At 49.8% G+C, this 14,733-nt stretch carries 16 protein-coding genes and 1 pseudogene; 8 read left to right on the forward strand and 9 right to left on the reverse strand.

From position 1 onward, the window contains the following. Window positions 1–45: 45 nt before the first annotated feature. Both A2F46_RS05355 and A2F46_RS05360 read right to left on the reverse strand, forming a co-directional pair. Complete coding sequence (locus A2F46_RS05355) at window positions 46–738, reverse strand: hypothetical protein (RefSeq protein WP_066567662.1); 693 nt, start codon at window positions 736–738, stop codon at window positions 46–48. A gap of 126 nt (window positions 739–864) precedes the next feature. Beyond that, entirely contained in the window at window positions 865–3,069 is a 2,205-nt protein-coding gene (locus A2F46_RS05360) for a FepA family TonB-dependent siderophore receptor (RefSeq protein WP_066567792.1), read from the reverse strand. A gap of 144 nt (window positions 3,070–3,213) precedes the next feature. On the opposite strand from A2F46_RS05360, the gene A2F46_RS05365 reads away from it, so the two are divergent. From A2F46_RS05365 to A2F46_RS13220, 5 genes are read left to right on the forward strand one after another with little or no spacing between them, the layout of a single operon-like run. Then, entirely contained in the window at window positions 3,214–4,137 is a 924-nt protein-coding gene (locus A2F46_RS05365; protein WP_066567663.1) for an AraC family transcriptional regulator, read from the forward strand. 44 nt (window positions 4,138–4,181) lie between these two features. After that, window positions 4,182–4,667, forward strand: a complete 486-nt coding sequence (locus A2F46_RS12925; RefSeq protein ID WP_231867711.1) for an FAD-dependent monooxygenase — start codon at window positions 4,182–4,184, stop codon at window positions 4,665–4,667. Continuing rightward, window positions 4,664–5,362, forward strand: coding sequence for an FAD-dependent monooxygenase (locus tag A2F46_RS12930; RefSeq protein WP_231867712.1), 699 nt, complete (start codon window positions 4,664–4,666; stop codon window positions 5,360–5,362). Before A2F46_RS12925 ends, A2F46_RS12930 begins: the two co-directional genes overlap by 4 nt. A gap of 41 nt (window positions 5,363–5,403) precedes the next feature. Continuing rightward, entirely contained in the window at window positions 5,404–5,919 is a 516-nt protein-coding gene (locus A2F46_RS13215) for an FAD-dependent oxidoreductase (protein WP_255358750.1), read from the forward strand. Beyond that, a complete protein-coding gene (locus A2F46_RS13220; protein WP_255358751.1) occupies window positions 5,901–6,560 on the forward strand; it encodes an FAD-dependent monooxygenase in 660 nt (219 codons plus the stop codon). Before A2F46_RS13215 ends, A2F46_RS13220 begins: the two co-directional genes overlap by 19 nt. Before the next feature lie 521 nt (window positions 6,561–7,081). Here the strand turns inward: A2F46_RS13220 and A2F46_RS05380 are convergent. After that, window positions 7,082–7,777, reverse strand: a complete 696-nt coding sequence (locus A2F46_RS05380) for a Bax inhibitor-1 family protein (RefSeq protein ID WP_066567665.1) — start codon at window positions 7,775–7,777, stop codon at window positions 7,082–7,084. 151 nt (window positions 7,778–7,928) lie between these two features. Further along, window positions 7,929–9,598, reverse strand: a pseudogene (locus tag A2F46_RS05385) (ABC1 kinase family protein). Between the two features lie 82 nt (window positions 9,599–9,680). Between A2F46_RS05385 and A2F46_RS05390 the strand changes: the two are divergent. Beyond that, a complete protein-coding gene (locus tag A2F46_RS05390; protein ID WP_066567667.1) occupies window positions 9,681–10,220 on the forward strand; it encodes a C40 family peptidase in 540 nt (179 codons plus the stop codon). Window positions 10,221–10,248: 28 nt separating this feature from the next. Beyond that, the gene (locus A2F46_RS05395; protein ID WP_066567670.1) at window positions 10,249–10,464 is read left to right on the forward strand and encodes a hypothetical protein; all 216 of its coding nucleotides are present in this window, start codon (window positions 10,249–10,251) and stop codon (window positions 10,462–10,464) included. A gap of 72 nt (window positions 10,465–10,536) precedes the next feature. Here the strand turns inward: A2F46_RS05395 and A2F46_RS05400 are convergent, their stop codons facing one another. The 4 genes from A2F46_RS05400 to A2F46_RS05415 all read right to left on the reverse strand — a co-directional run bounded on the left by A2F46_RS05400 (window position 10,537) and on the right by A2F46_RS05415 (window position 12,836). Further along, window positions 10,537–11,031: a hypothetical protein gene (locus A2F46_RS05400; RefSeq protein WP_066567673.1), complete on the reverse strand. Its 495-nt coding sequence runs from the start codon at window positions 11,029–11,031 to the stop codon at window positions 10,537–10,539. 202 nt (window positions 11,032–11,233) lie between these two features. Continuing rightward, window positions 11,234–11,863: a BON domain-containing protein gene (locus tag A2F46_RS05405; protein ID WP_066567683.1), complete on the reverse strand. Its 630-nt coding sequence runs from the start codon at window positions 11,861–11,863 to the stop codon at window positions 11,234–11,236. Window positions 11,864–11,901: 38 nt separating this feature from the next. Further along, on the reverse strand, window positions 11,902–12,489 hold the full coding sequence (locus tag A2F46_RS05410; RefSeq protein ID WP_066567684.1) for an SIS domain-containing protein: 588 nt from the start codon (window positions 12,487–12,489) through the stop codon (window positions 11,902–11,904). Window positions 12,490–12,491: 2 nt separating this feature from the next. Beyond that, window positions 12,492–12,836, reverse strand: a complete 345-nt coding sequence (locus tag A2F46_RS05415; RefSeq protein WP_066567793.1) for a YraN family protein — start codon at window positions 12,834–12,836, stop codon at window positions 12,492–12,494. Between the two features lie 82 nt (window positions 12,837–12,918). On the opposite strand from A2F46_RS05415, the gene rsmI reads away from it, so the two are divergent. Further along, complete coding sequence (rsmI, locus tag A2F46_RS05420) at window positions 12,919–13,800, forward strand: 16S rRNA (cytidine(1402)-2'-O)-methyltransferase (protein ID WP_066567686.1); 882 nt, start codon at window positions 12,919–12,921, stop codon at window positions 13,798–13,800. Between the two features lie 18 nt (window positions 13,801–13,818). Here the strand turns inward: rsmI and A2F46_RS05425 are convergent, their stop codons facing one another. Next, window positions 13,819–14,550 (reverse strand): endonuclease/exonuclease/phosphatase family protein, encoded by a 732-nt coding sequence (locus A2F46_RS05425; RefSeq protein WP_197457567.1) that lies wholly within the window; start codon window positions 14,548–14,550, stop codon window positions 13,819–13,821. Between the last annotated feature and the right edge of the window lie 183 nt (window positions 14,551–14,733).

The following is a 14,733-nucleotide window of genomic DNA, read 5'->3' on the forward strand; positions in this document are numbered from 1 at the left end:
AAAGTTGCGGGCAGCCGAAGCTGCCCGATGATGGACTTACAGTACTTACTTTTTCACAAAACGAGAGTCCGCTTCAAACAAACGGCCCAATTCTGGTTTGGCAATATCGACAATCTGAAAAGTGCTATTGACGGTGGTGCTGACGGGTTTCCCATCCAGTACGGTACTGGCGGTCAATTTAACGCCACCACCGCTGCGTTCACCGCTGGCGATATCCGGTAATTGCAAATCACTGATTTTCAAGCTGGATTTACCTACCTTGGTGTCTTTTTTCAGTAATTGTTGGCCGCGTGGGCGTACTTTATCTTCAGCCTTGAAGCCGGCCGCTTCTGGTTTGTCAGCAATCACGGCCATGTCTAATAAAATGGCTTTGCTGATGTCTGGTTTACCATTAATCACAGGTATCCCAAAGGTCACTTTGCTACCGCGATGGATGGCGCGATCATCACGCCATGTACCGTCTTTATTTGGACGTGCCTGGTAATTAACGGATGAAGCTCGGCTCATAATCATCATTTTAAAGCCGGGCACCTTGGTTTTGCCTAAGCCATCAGTGACATCATCTAATAAGGCCACTTGGCCTTGTTCATTGCCCAAAACACGGGCAGACGTTTCATTGACCGCTAAATTTTGTCCGGATACGGTAAGGCTTTGTTGGTGAGCGAAGCCTGCGGCCAATACGGGTGTAGACAGGCCTAATGCTGCGCTGATCAATAATGCAGTGTTGAAAATTTTCATGTGTTTTCCTTTGCTTGAACCTTGTTTAAGTCGAAATCATAATCAATCGGTGTTCATGTCAGCTCATTCGATTGCCTGGTGAAGCAATATCTATTTTTCAGGCAACCGAAAGAGACTGGCAGTGGATTAGAATGACACTTTCATTGAGCCCCAGATTGCACGGCCTGTTTGGTTGTAGGTTTGTGCACTGCCTCTGGATGACGAGCGGTACAGTTGTTTATCAAAAATATTATTGATGCCCATGCGCATATTCACATTTTTGTTGAAATCATAACCGGCTGAAACGCCCCAGATACCGTAGCTACCTAAGTTTTCATAGGTCAATGCCCCTTTTTCAATATTGGTTTCATCGACAGAGCGCGCCTTTTGTTTGCCATACTGGGTAAAGGTCAGCTGAGCATCCAACTTGTCGGTGGCTTGCCAAGACAAGGTGGAGTTGATGGTGAATTTGGGAATAATCGAGAGAGGATTGCCGGTGTCTTTATTGATCGATTGCTTCATATAGGTGAAGTTATTTACCCATTTGAGTCGATCACTAAATGGAATGGTAACATTGCCTTCAAAGCCTTCCACGACAGCTTTGCGCGCATTATCCCATTGCAGAACATTGTAGCCAGCAATATTGCCTAGGTTTTCATCACCTGCCGTGATTTTGTTTTTGTAATCATTGCGGAAATAAGCCAAGGAGCCAAGATAACCGTTTTGGCTGAATTCAAAACCAATTTCCTTATTCCAGCTGGTTTCCGGTTTTAAGTTTTTGTTGCCCAATAAATAACAATTTCCCGCTACACCCTTGGTGTAGTTGCCGTTGATTATGGTGATGGGGCAGCCATTTCCACGGGTCGTTAGCAGGTAATTCTCATTCAATTGGTATAAGTTGGGAGCTTTGTAGGCTCGGGCAATACCCCCTTTGATTTTCCAAGATGGGCTGAGTTGATACGAGGCATTTAGGCCCGGGCTGAGGTTGCTGCCGGTATAGTTGTTGTGGTCAAACCGTAAAGTGGGAACAAGCGAAAAGGCGGGGGAGATGCTGATGTTGTCTTCAACATAAGCAGCCCAGCTGGACATGCTCATCTTGCTGGTACGGGTGCCTGCATATTGACTGCCCAATATGGAGCCGGTTTGTTTCAATGAATCTGGGTCATCCAGAGAGTCATGATTCAGTTCGGCACCCACGGTTAATACATGACCCACTCCCCAGGTAAAGGGAATGTTGGCTTCTGCGGATAAACGCTTGGTCACGTAGGTGCTGTCTGAGAGGTTAACTGTCCCCAGCGCGCTGGTGCCTTGTTGGCATTTCCCTTCAGTGGAGCCAGCCAAGCCGGTTACACAGTGGGCATTACGGGTTTTGTCATATTGAGCCACGACTTTGGTGTCGCCCCAGTCCCATACGCCTTCATGGGTTAGCGCATGACTTTGACGATAGATAATGCGGTGCTCTTGACCAATGATGGATTTATTATAGGCATCCAAAGCCGAGTTGTTTTGGCTATCACCATTAAATATGCTGCCATGACGGCCGTAGCTACCATCATAGTAAAGTGTTTGGTTTGGGCTGATTTTCCACGCCAGTCGACCACCTACATCCTTGTTGGTAAAGCCCTCATTGCCCGCATATTGGCTGCCGCTGTTATTAGCATTGGCATTGATGTCTAAAGAATCACCGTCGAATTTACTGTAATTGCCATACAAACGGAATGACAACACGTCTTTCACAATGGGACCACTCAAGTTGAAGCCAACGCGATTGGTGGCCCCTTCTTTACTGTCAGCAGGTTGGTTGGTGAAATAATTCAAGGAGCCATGAAACTCATTGCTCACTTTCTTGGTGACGATGTTGACTACGCCGCCTGCAGCTCCAGAGCCATAGCGCGCCGCAGCAGGGCCACGGATCACCTCGATCGACTGAATGTCTTCTACCGGTACCCAGTTACTGTCGCCTGTGGTATCACGTTCACCCCGCCAAGTCATGCGGGCGCTGTTGCGCGAAGATACCGGGCGGCCATCAACCATGATTAAGGTATTTTCTGGGCCCATGCCGCGAATGTCTATTTGGCGTTTGTTGCCGTGCTGACCTGTGGGTGAGTTGGCAGTAAGGTTTACGCCGGGCATGGTGCGAATGATTTCTGATATGTCGTTAACGGCTGGGCGTTTTTCCAAATCCTCTTCGGTGATTTTGGATACACCTAGCGATTGCTGTAGCTGGCGTTCTGCGGTGACATAAACCGTATCCAGTTGGGTGCTGTTTTGGTCTGCGGCTTGGGCAAAACCGCTGGCTAAAAGTAGAGGCAAGAGCGCCAAACGAAAATACGTAGGTGATGAAGACGGCATAGTTAAATTTTCCCTTTGATGAAACAAATCATATACATGATAAAAAATATGATAATCAATCTCATTAATGGTAACATGCAACGTCTCCTTTGTTTTGACTAATCCATAATTCTGTACCCTGTGAAAAAATCAAATTCAATTTTAATGACCGCAAAGAAAGTGGCTTCACCTGTGTTGGGTGTAATGCCTTCAGCGTCGCGTTTGTCAGCTGTAGAGCATGATGTGCACTGGTATCGTATTCAAAACGGGATGATGGCACGCCAAAATACAGTATGGTTGCCTGAAGATCATGAGCGGGATGATCTGCGTTTTGATACTGGTGTTCGCGTGGTGCTGCCTTTGGAAGGACGCATGGACTTATGCATCGGGTCACACAGCCTGAACTGCAATGGACAGGCAGCCAAAGCGGGATTGTGGTTAAACGTGGTGCATCCTGCAGCGGGCAGTAAACGCTTTTATGCGGATAGTGCATACCGGGAATTGGTGTTGTTTATTTCGCATGACTGGCTAGCGGACTGGTGCGCGCATTTGCCTGCAGTGCCGAATTGGTGTCATCAAATGAAATCACTGAATGCCGTTTCTTTTGTGGTGACACCAGTGATGCAACAATTGGCTGCGCAATTTTTTGCGCTCGAAGGCATGTCCCCGGTTTTGCAGCATGCTCATCGCACTGGTTTGGTCATGCAGCTTTGGCTGGCGGTCATCCGTCAAATGGTATTAGAAGAAAGTGAAAATTCACTTTTACGTAGAGAAGCACAAAAACGCATCAATGCACTAACCGTTTTGCTGCACAGTGGCGAGGCAGATGATTGGACTTTGGCGCAAATGGCGGCGTTCAGCCGCACCAATGTGACTACTTTGCAGCGCCATTTTCAACAATGCCATGGGGTGAGTATCTGGCATTATCTCCGACGTCTGAAGCTTGAGCGGGCTTATCAGTCATTACAAGCCGGTTCTACCGTCACACAGGCTGCCGATTGCGCTGGCTACCAGCATTTAGAAAGTTTCAGCAAAGCATTCAAACAGCAATATGGTTGTACCCCCATTCAAGTGCGGGTATTACAATAAGCGGTGCAGTCGGGCTGATTTCGGGTAAAATTGGGGCATTTTCTATGCCTATTAAAGTTGTGCCAATGAAGCCGCTGTCTCATCATCAAATCATTGTTATTGGTGCCGGTCCTGTGGGCATGTTGTGTGCTTTGTCATTGCATCAGCAGGGTAAGTCGGTGTTGCTGGTGGAGGCACGTGCTGCCGCAGCGGCAGTAGCTGATCAGCGTACCATTGCTTTGTCTTATCACAGTGTGAAGGCGTTTCAGGCAGCCGGTGTGGTACTTGAAGATGCCATGCTCACCCCCATCACCACTGTACACGTCTCGCGTCAGCATCATTTTGGCCGTACTTTGCTTACCGCGACCGATGTGGATTTGCCCTATTTGGGTGCAACCGTGGATTACACAGCCTTGCTGCGCCAATGCGAAGCCGCTTTGGTTGAACAGCAGGTGCCGGTGGCGTGGGAATCGCCGGTGCACAAGCTGGCTACGTTGTCACACTGGGCAGAAGTCACTATACAAAAAACCAACGGCGATGATCAGCCGTGACGGCAGAATGGGTGGTATTGGCCGAAGGCGGTCAATTGGCCACGCAATTGCCAGGACTGACGCGACGCAGCCATGATTATCAGCAGATGGCGTTGGTGAATCAATTGCAGTTTTCCAAGCCCAGTGCGGGCGCGGCCTATGAACGGTTTACCGATGCAGGCCCATTGGCGCTGCTGCCTTATGGCGATGACTTCAAACTGGTGTGGACCTGCTCGAAAGCGGAGGCTACTGCACGCATAAACATGGATTGCGCCACTTTTGCGGATCAATTGCAAACCATCATGGGTGAGCGGCTGGGCAATCTAACCCACATGGGCGAGCCCGCCACGTTCCCATTGCGTTTGCAGCAGCTCAATCGGGTTTACAGCGGTCGAGTCATTTGCATTGGTAACGCGGCACAAACCATGCACCCGGTGGCGGCTCAAGGCTTGAATTTGGGCGTGCGCGATGCTGAATGTTTGGCTGCATTGTTGGGCGCGTCGGTGCGCTTAGATGAGCCTGCGTTGGCCGCGCGCTATGCGGCAGCTCGGCAAGTAGATGCGCATGCTATTGTGGGCTTTACGCACGGATTGGTGATGTTGTTTGATCATCCTTTGCCTTGGTTGCAATGGGGGCAAAGTGCGGGAATGGCATTGCTGGGCAGTGTACCAGCATGGCGGCGTGCTTTTACCAAGCAGTTGGTGTTTGGTGTTTAGATTCAGGCAGCCTGATTTGTTACATAAAGGTATCCATTGATATGGGCGATGTTGATTTTGACGTGGTGATTTTGGGCGGCGGTTTGGTTGGGGCCAGCTTGGCTTTGGTCTTGCAACGCCAAGGCAAACAAGTATTGCTGCTGGAAAAGAGGCTGCCTGAAACGGATTTGACAGTGCTGGAGCGCAGTTGGGATGCACGCATTTATGCCATCAGCCCGGCCAATCAACGTTTTTTGGCCACATTGGGTGTTTGGCCGAGCGAGCGGGCTCAGCCAGTTACGCGCATGGATGTATGTGGTGATGCTGGCGGGCGCATTGTGTTTGATGCGGCTGATTTAAATGAACCTTGGCTCACACAGATGGTGGAGAACCGCTATCTGTTGGCTAAAATCTGGCAAGCGTTAGGCGAGGCGGGTGTATGCGTTAAAACGGAGGCGGTTGTTGGTGTCGTCTCCGATGTCATGCATGTCGAAGTGACTTTGGCTAATGCTCAAATTGTGCGCAGCCGTGTATTGATTGGTGCCGATGGCGCTCACTCATGCTGCGCCAGCAGCTGAATATTGAGGTGGCTTCCACGCCATATCACCACCATGGCGTGGTGGCCAATTTCATGGCTGAAAAAGCACATCAAAATTGTGCACGGCAATGGTTTAAACAGGGGCAAGTATTGGCTTATTTGCCTTTGCCCAACAACCAGATTTCTATTGTTTGGTCGACACCAGAGCCTGAGCAGTTGCTGGCTTTATCGCCTGAGGAGCTCAGTGCAACAGTTGCGGCACAGGGCGGTTTTGCCTTGGGCGAACTCACCGCGCAAACACCAGCCTTTGCGTTTGATTTGGTGTTGCGTAAGCCTCAAAGCGCAGTGGCGCAACGCGTAGCCCTTGTGGGTGATGCAGCGCACACCATTCATCCGTTAGCGGGGCAAGGTGTTAATTTAGGGTTTGGCGATGTGCAATGTTTGGCGACACTCATGCTTGATGCGGCTGATGTGGGGGCGTGGTCATTGCTCAAGCATTATCGGCGAGCACGGCTGTTGCCTGTGCGCACCATGCAAGAAGGGTGTAATGCCTTATTTCAGCTTTTTAGCAAGGAGCAGTTGCCTGGTATAAGCCAGTGGCGCAATTGGGGCATGAGTGCTGTTAATGCCTTGCCTTTGGTTAAGTCACGTCTGATTCAACAAGCCATGGGGCTGCGCTGAGGTTGTGCTGTAGTGACCATGGCTGCAAGTGATGTGCCGATTCTGTGTCAAAGCCAGCTTTGTGTGTCCAGTTAGATATCTGAATCAATATTTTCACGCGAGTGCAACACCCATTGGTGTAAGCAAAAATATGGTTGTCCATGATTGCCATGATTGGCGTTGTGTGACGCTAAATATGGGCGGTGAAATTGAATGAAGTGAACGTTATTCTGGCGCAATAACAAGGTAAACGTGAACAAGAATCAGCATGCGGAGTCGCTGTATTCGGCTATTTAAAACTTAATGGTTTGGTCTGTATCGCCGTCGTAACCAATCCAGAAGACGGCTTTGTTCCAATGATATGAAAACGAGTGAAGCCCGACAATATTATGTGAACCAACGATGCCTGCCTGCGTCTATACCCACCACCACCGCTCATACTATCCGCAATAGCGGTATCATAAAATCATGCATGACAAAGCGATTTAAAAAGAGGCTGCCCGTGTATTTCAGGCAGCCTCTTTTGAATCAATTTTCAGTTTTTAGCGGTCATCGCCAGTTAGCGAAAGCAAAATGTGCAATAAACTGCTGAAAATATTATAGATCGATACAAAAATGGTTAATGCCGCACTGATGGGACTGTTTTCGCCACCATCAATAACTGCGCGGATTTGCCACATGATGAGCAGCGAACTGAAAATCACAAAGCCCGTAGAGATGGCCAATGCCACGACTGGAATCTTGAGGAACAGATTCAACACGACCCCCACCATCAGCACAATACCGCCTACCATCAAAAAACGACCCAACCCACTCATGTCGATTTTGCTGCGGCCAGCCATGGTGGCCATGACCAAGAATAAAGCAGCGGTCATGCCAGCAGCCATAGCCACGATTTTACCGCCATTGGCGCTGGACAAAGCAAATTGCAAAATCGGGCCGAGCATGAAGCCCAAGCCAAATGTGAACACCATCAGAAGTGCTATGCCAATATTGCTATAACGATTTTTCTCTATGGCAAAACACATACCGTAGAAAAAAGCGAAAAAAGCAATAATGGATAACCAAGAATTGCCAAACAGGTTCATAAAATTGGTTTGCATGCCTACCATGGCACCGGCCACACAAGGGATGAAAGACAGGCCAAGCAAGCCGTAGGTTTTACGCAAGACGGCATTGTGGCTGTCGACTTGTTGGCCCAGCTGGGTGTAGTCGTAAGCATCTCGTTGGGGTTGCATCTGGTTTGTCTCCAATAAGGGGTAGTTTGCTTGTTTGAGAAAATTATTTCTGTCTGCAACAATATTGTAGCAGCCTTTAGCGGTTTCAATGTTGGGGTTTGTAAAAATGACTCAGCTTTTCAGGCAACCTCTTTTTGCTAGGCAAGAAGGATTAATGCTTGCCGGAACGCCAAATTGACCAGATTACCCATAGGCTATTGGCAAATGCCAATAAGTAGCCGATGAGGCCGAAAAAGGGTAGGCCAAACATTTTGGGACCCGCATTGATGTTCATGACGATGGATGAGCCAATGATAAGTGCGGCCGTGACAATGCCCATAGTAAGGCGATTGGTGATTTTATCGAGTTGGTTATTGAGCTGCTCAAGTCTGGCGATGTCCAAATTGATGCCCAGCTGCCCTTTTTGTAAACGCCGACTGAGACGCAATAAATTTTGTGGAAATTGATCGGCTACTTGGGCCAACAATTGTGCTTGAATTTTGCCATGGCGCCATAGAGTGCGTGGCTTTAAGCGTTGTTGCAGAATGTTTTGGACAATGGGTTTAGCGTGTCCCACCAGCTCAAAATTACCATCGAGTCGTTTGACTACGCCATCCAAGGTAATCAAGCATTTAAACAGCATCACCAAATCCGGCGGCAAAGTGAGGCCGTGGGTGCGGGTAATTTGGGTGATGTCATTAATGACTTGGCTGATGCGCAGGTCTTTCATGCTCATGTTTTCATAATTCATCATCATTTCCAGCACATCCGCACCAAGCATGTCTTCATCCGGCAATTGGTCTTGAGCCCAATTGCTTAAGACAAATTGCATGGCAAACTGATCGCGCTCAATCAGAGCGTTGATGAGGGTGATGATTTCTTGGCGGCGGCTGGGGCTTAATTGCCCTACCAAGCCAAAGTCAATGAGGGTGATACGGCCTTCATGCCCAATGAAAATATTGCCTGGATGCGGGTCTGCATGGAAAAAACCTTGTTGTAGAATCATGCTCAATAATGCATCGGTAAGGTGTGTGGCGAGTGCGCGGCCAGTATCGGGTGGGAGGGCATCAATGGCGATATTTTTAAGTAAAGTATCGTCAATATATGCTTGAACCAGAATTTGGCGGTTAGAATACGCGGGAAAAACTTTGGGAATGTGCAGAAAACCGTGTCCATCGTAGAGGCGAGCAAAACGTTGCATATAGCGCAATTCATGCGATAAATCGGTTTCTTTGGCCAATGAACGGGCAAAATACTGCACCATTTGCACGGGATGATAACGGCGCGATTCGGGGATTTCCGATTCAATCAGTTGAGCGATGTGGTTGAGAATGCGCAAATCCGCAGCAATCACTGCATCAATACCGGGGCGTTTGACTTTTACGGCCACGGCTTCTCCGGTAATAAGCTCTGCTTGATGCACCTGGGCAATAGAGGCGCTGCCAATCGGGTCAGGCTAATGTGTTGAAATACCTGCGCCAGCGGCTGACCCAACTGTGTTTCGATGAGGCCGAAAATATCGTTCCCCGGGATGGGGCGGACATTGCTTTGCAGCTTGGCAAATTCTTCTGTCCATTCCGAACCAAATACATCAACGCGGGTAGACAATACTTGCCCAAGTTTGATAAAAGTAGGACCCAACTCTTCAAAGGCCATGCGCACGCGCTGTGGTGTCGATAAATAACGTTGCGTGGCTGAGTCTTGATGTTGCTGCTTGGCCCGCGGACGTACCGACAATTTTAGGCGAACCATAAACTCGCCCAAACCGTATTTGGCCAATATGGTGACGATTTCGCGCATGCGCGCCAAATCACTTAAATGAGAAGTGGCTGGGTTCAGCATAAGCTAAATGCCCTATGTGACTGGTCTTGTGTGTTAAGACAGCATAGCAGATTAACGGGCGCTATGAATGGATAAAGTTTGAATGAAATGGACGCATAAGCTGGTGGCTTGGGCCACTGTTTGCCTGTGTGGCGGGGTATTGCAAATTGCGCCGGTATGGGCGGCCCCTGCTGAAGGTTTGGATAATGCTGCGCTGGAGCGATTGATTCGCGATAAAACTGGTCCGCAGCTGCGCAGTAGTGGTAATGATGCCAGCGATTTAATCATGAATGCGATGGGCCTTTTGGGCGTGGCTTACCGATTTGGTGGTAGCTCACCTACCAGTGGTTTGGATTGCAGTGGTTTCATGCAATATATTTTCCGCCGCAGTATGAACGTTAATTTGCCCCGTCAGTCACGGCAGATGGCAACAGTGGGCGAATCGGTGAGCAAAGGCAGTTTGCAGCCCGGTGATATGGTGTTTTTCAGCCCTGGTGGCGGTGGTATCTCGCATGTGGGCATGTATATTGGCAATGGCCGCATGATACATGCGCCGCGGACGGGTAAAAACATTGAAATAACCAGCATTGAGCAGGGCTATTGGGCTCGCGCTTATGTGACTGCCCGCCGCGTGAAGCATTGAGGCTGCCTGAAACAAAGGATGGTGAGATGTGAGTATGCCGAATATGCCCAAATGGGTCGATGACCAAGGTGAAGTAGTGTCGTGCACAGAGAAAATCAAAGTCATGCAGCAAAACATGGAAGAATTGCATCAGTTGGCCCAAGATGCATTTGAGGATGGCTTACTGATGGGGTGCAGTGAAACCCAGTTACGTCATTATTTTGCGGATTTGGTGGCCGGTTTAACCAACCCTTATCGGCGCTGATTTGTTAAGTTAGTCTTGGATACACCATAAAAAAGCCCGGCATTGTCACCGGGCTTTTTTATGGACAAAACATCAAAATAAGTCATCTAAATTGCTTTTGGGCTTGTGTTGCGTTGGTTGTGGTGCAGTCGATTGCGCACTGTTGTCGCCAGTATTGGTGGGCAAGATCGGTGTTTCTGTGTTTGGTTGCTGTTCTGCTTTTGCCGGTTTGCTTGGCTTGGCTGTGGTTACGGTGTTGGTTGGCTGCTCGGCTGAGGCCGCGGTGACCGTAGCGGAGGCAGCTTCAGGGTTGGTTTGTGGTACAAAAATGCTGCCATTGGCATTTTGGGTGGGTGCTTCGCCAGAAGGTGTTAATACTTCTATACTGGCGCCACTGGCCGCTTGGCCGTCAATTAGGTTGATGCGGTTGAGTTGCTGCCAAGCATTGAACACAAAAGCCGCCATGGCCACAGCCAATAGCAGCAATAAAGCCAGCATGATTTTGGTGAAGCTGCTCAGTCCCTTTTTGACCACACTGCGTTTGGGTGCGTTGGGCTGGGCGGAATTTTTGGGTTGTTGCTCACGCATAATTGCATCCTTCGTAACCACGAGCGGAAAAAAATCAACGGCGTATTATACGCAAAATCAGCAGTGTGCGGCGTTATTTGCCATTTGCTGGACTGTGGTGCCGATGCAGGAGCAAAGGCAATCAGCGGGAAATCAGCCTGCACCGTGCTTTCAGGCAGCCTAAAGGCTGCCTGAAAGACTGAAAAAATCAATTGGCACTTGTTTACGGTGTGGCTTCTGCGGTGCCGCTGGTGGCGGGTTCAAAGCTTTGATATAAAGTCACCACTTTTTTTACCCCTGAGGTGGTGCTGACAGTTTGTGTGGCGACTTGCTGCTCCGCCGGGGTTAATACGCCCATCACGTAGGTCACACCATTGTAGGTCACCACTTTCAGGTGGTTGGGTGATAGCCCCGGCGCATTCAGTAAGGTGGTGCGGACTTTGGATGTAACCCAAGTGTCATCGGTAACGTTACCCAAACCACGGGCTTGAGTAGCTACATCAATGTAGTTGTACACTTTTTGCGCTGCCGATTGGGCGCGAGCGATGCGTTCTACTGTGGCTTTGTCGTTGGCATTGGCAACCAAGCCCAGCAGTAAGATTTGGCGGTTATAGCTGACCACAGAAAGCTTGGGGCTGAAGTTTTCCGGCTGTGTTTGCGTATTCAGATAAGACAAGGCATTTTCGCGGATGCGTACTTCCATTACTTGGTCATCGGCTTGCGCGCCAGTGGTGCGCCGGTCTGTGGCAGACAATGCTGCGGCACCAGCACCACCCACAACCGCAGCAGCACAGCCGCCCAGCCCACAAGTAAGCACGGTGGCTAAAATCAGCATAGACAATGGTTTTTTCATAACGATCCTTTGTGAACAAATCGGAAACACAGGCGACTTTATAAACCGCCCAGGAGCAATTGGTCAATTTCCCAACTCAATGCATGGATAGTCGCCAAGTGCACTTCGATGACTTCGCTGGCCTGAGCGCTGGGTACATTCAGTAAAATGTCATGATCACTCAGCATGCCGGCCAGTGCGCCGCCATCGGCGCCAGTGAGTGCCAATACGCGAATGTCTCGTTCGTGGGCTGCCTGAATCGCGGCTTGTAGATTGGTGCATTGACCATCAGTCGATAAGACGCACAAAACATCGTGGGGTTTCCCCAATGCGTGAATTTGTTGGGCAAATAAATCGTCAGCGTGCTGTTGGCGTGCGAGGCTACTCAACAGGGCGGCATTGTTGCACAACGCAATCGCGGCCAAGCCCATGCGCTCACAATCAAGTTGCGTCATCATGTAAGCACTCATAGTGTTGGCCAAAGACGCACACGCACCATTGCCTGCGACCAATAATTTGCCATCGGCCATGAGTGCTTGCAAGATCACCTCGGCCGCACCGTGTACCGGCTCGGCAAATAGATCGGCACAGTCTTGTAAGAGTTTGGCGGTGTGGAGAAAACGTTCGGATGTGGTGTGGGCGGGCATGGTTAACCTGTGATGTTGCGCAGCCAAGTGGGCTGGGGGTCGTTGTCAAACAATAGGGCGTCAATGCGACAAGGTGCGGGTGTGGGATGGGTCTGTAAATAATACTCAGCGCTGCGTTGCACCTTGGCCAGTTTGCCCGCATTCAGGCTGCCGGCAGCGCCCCCAAATTGGGTTCCACGCCGCAAGCGCACTTCAACGAATACCAATACGGAACCATCCCATACGATCAAATCAAGTTCGCCAAAACGGCAATGCCAGTTGCGCGCCACCAAACGGCAGCCGTGGCGTTGCAAATAGGCCCAAGCAGCGTCTTCGGCGGCTTGGCCTGTGGGATGGTTCAAACGCATGGTTGCTGTCCAATCATGGAGTGCGGTCGTGGTATAGTGGCGGCACGCAGCGTCATGCTGCCTGAAACCAAATAAGGACGCCATTGTGCAGACGCATTACCAGAAAGCATTGACCAGCATTGTACCGCAAACCTTATATGTGGTGGCGACGCCCATTGGCAATCTGGCCGACATCTCTTTACATGCGTTGGCGGTATTGGGGCGCGCTGATTTGATTTGCGCCGAAGACACGCGGGTAACACAACAGCTGCTCAGTGCATATGGCCTGCAAGCGCGGCTACTCAGCGTGCGCGAGCAAAACGAACAAGCCATGGCAGGTAAGGTGATTGCCGCCTTGGCTGACGGTTTGGTGGTGGCTCAGGTTTCTGATGCGGGAACGCCAGCCGTGTGTGATCCGGGTGCGCGATTGGCAGTACGGGTGCGTGAGGCGGGTTATGCTGTGGTGCCGGTGGTGGGGGCCAGTGCCGTGATGGCGGCGCTGAGTGTGGCTGGTGTCACTCAATCTGATTTTTATTTTGCGGGCTTTCTGCCGCCCAAAAGTGGTGACAGACAAAAGCGTTTGGCGGATTGGCTGAAAGCGACTTATCCCGTGGTGATGTTTGAGACCCCACACCGTATCCACGATACCTTGGCGCAGATGGCAGCGATGATGGATTCACGTACATTGCTTTTGGCTCGAGAAATCAGCAAAACGCACGAAACCTATTTGGCAGGCACAGTCAGTGAAATTCAGGCAGCCGTGCTGGCGGATGCCAATCAGAGTCGCGGTGAAATGGTTTTGGTGTTGCATCCAGCGCCTTTAGAAAAAACAGATGGATTACCAGAGAGCGCGCAAAAAGTCATGGCGATTTTGGTTGCCGATTTACCGACCAAGCAGGCTGCTGCTTTGGCTGCAGAGATTACGGGTGCTAATAAAAAAGCGCTCTATGACTGGGCAGTTGCCCAGAAAAAAACCAGCCAGTGACGAATGGTTTTGAGCAATCTATTTCCAATTAACATCGGCCCAGATGGGCAGGTGGTCAGATCCCAAAGCAGGTCCTGAGCCGCTGTTCGTAACGATTAGTTTGGATGAATTGATTAAAATGTGGTCAATGGGTAACCCGCCCAGTGGTGTCCATGTAGGCTTCAATCCGTGGGTGGGAGCAAAACCTTGATGGGAGAATGCGCCAAACCCTGCTGACCAAACCGTGGCATTGAAATCGCCCATAATGATGGCAGGGTGCTGGGTATTTTCGTTGGCCAATTTGCTAAATAGATCGTTTCGTTGATCAAAGTCGCTTTGGCTGATGGGTGGCATGGGGTGAATCACGGTTAATTGGATGGGTGCTGTGGTCTGTGGCATGCCAGGTAAGGGTGGTATTTGGGCAGTGAAGTAAGGTATACCTGTATTTGTGAGTATGAATTGAGGTGTACGGAGTGCGTATTTCGATAAAATCACCATACCGAATGGGTCTTCAGATAAATATTGATACTGATATGGGTATTCTTGTTGCAGACGGTAGAGTGCCGGTTGCCAAGCTGGGGTTACCTCCAATAATGCAATAATGTCAATGTGCTGTTGGCTTATCCAGTGGTGGATGTTGTTGGTTTGAGTGTTGTGTAAATTGGCATTAAAGCTGGCAATGCGTACAGGATGAGCCGGAGCTGGGATAAGTGCTGGTGCAGTTTGAGGTGGCCAGATCCAAAAGTTGCAGATCAGTAGAGAGAGGCTCAAGCTTGATATTAGACGATTAGCAGTGGCTGAGTTTACGCTGGATAAGTGCCTTTTGTGCTTACAGTTCCATGCAGCTTGGATCATGATGCAGAAAAATAAGATTAAGCCATATTGCCATTGCCAATGGCCAAGTAAATCAAGAGGCCAGTCGAGTAAAGATGGGCTCAAATGCAAACGGGCTAG

Source organism: Snodgrassella sp. CFCC 13594, from assembly GCF_001590725.1.
Taxonomy (GTDB): domain Bacteria; phylum Pseudomonadota; class Gammaproteobacteria; order Burkholderiales; family Neisseriaceae; genus Snodgrassella.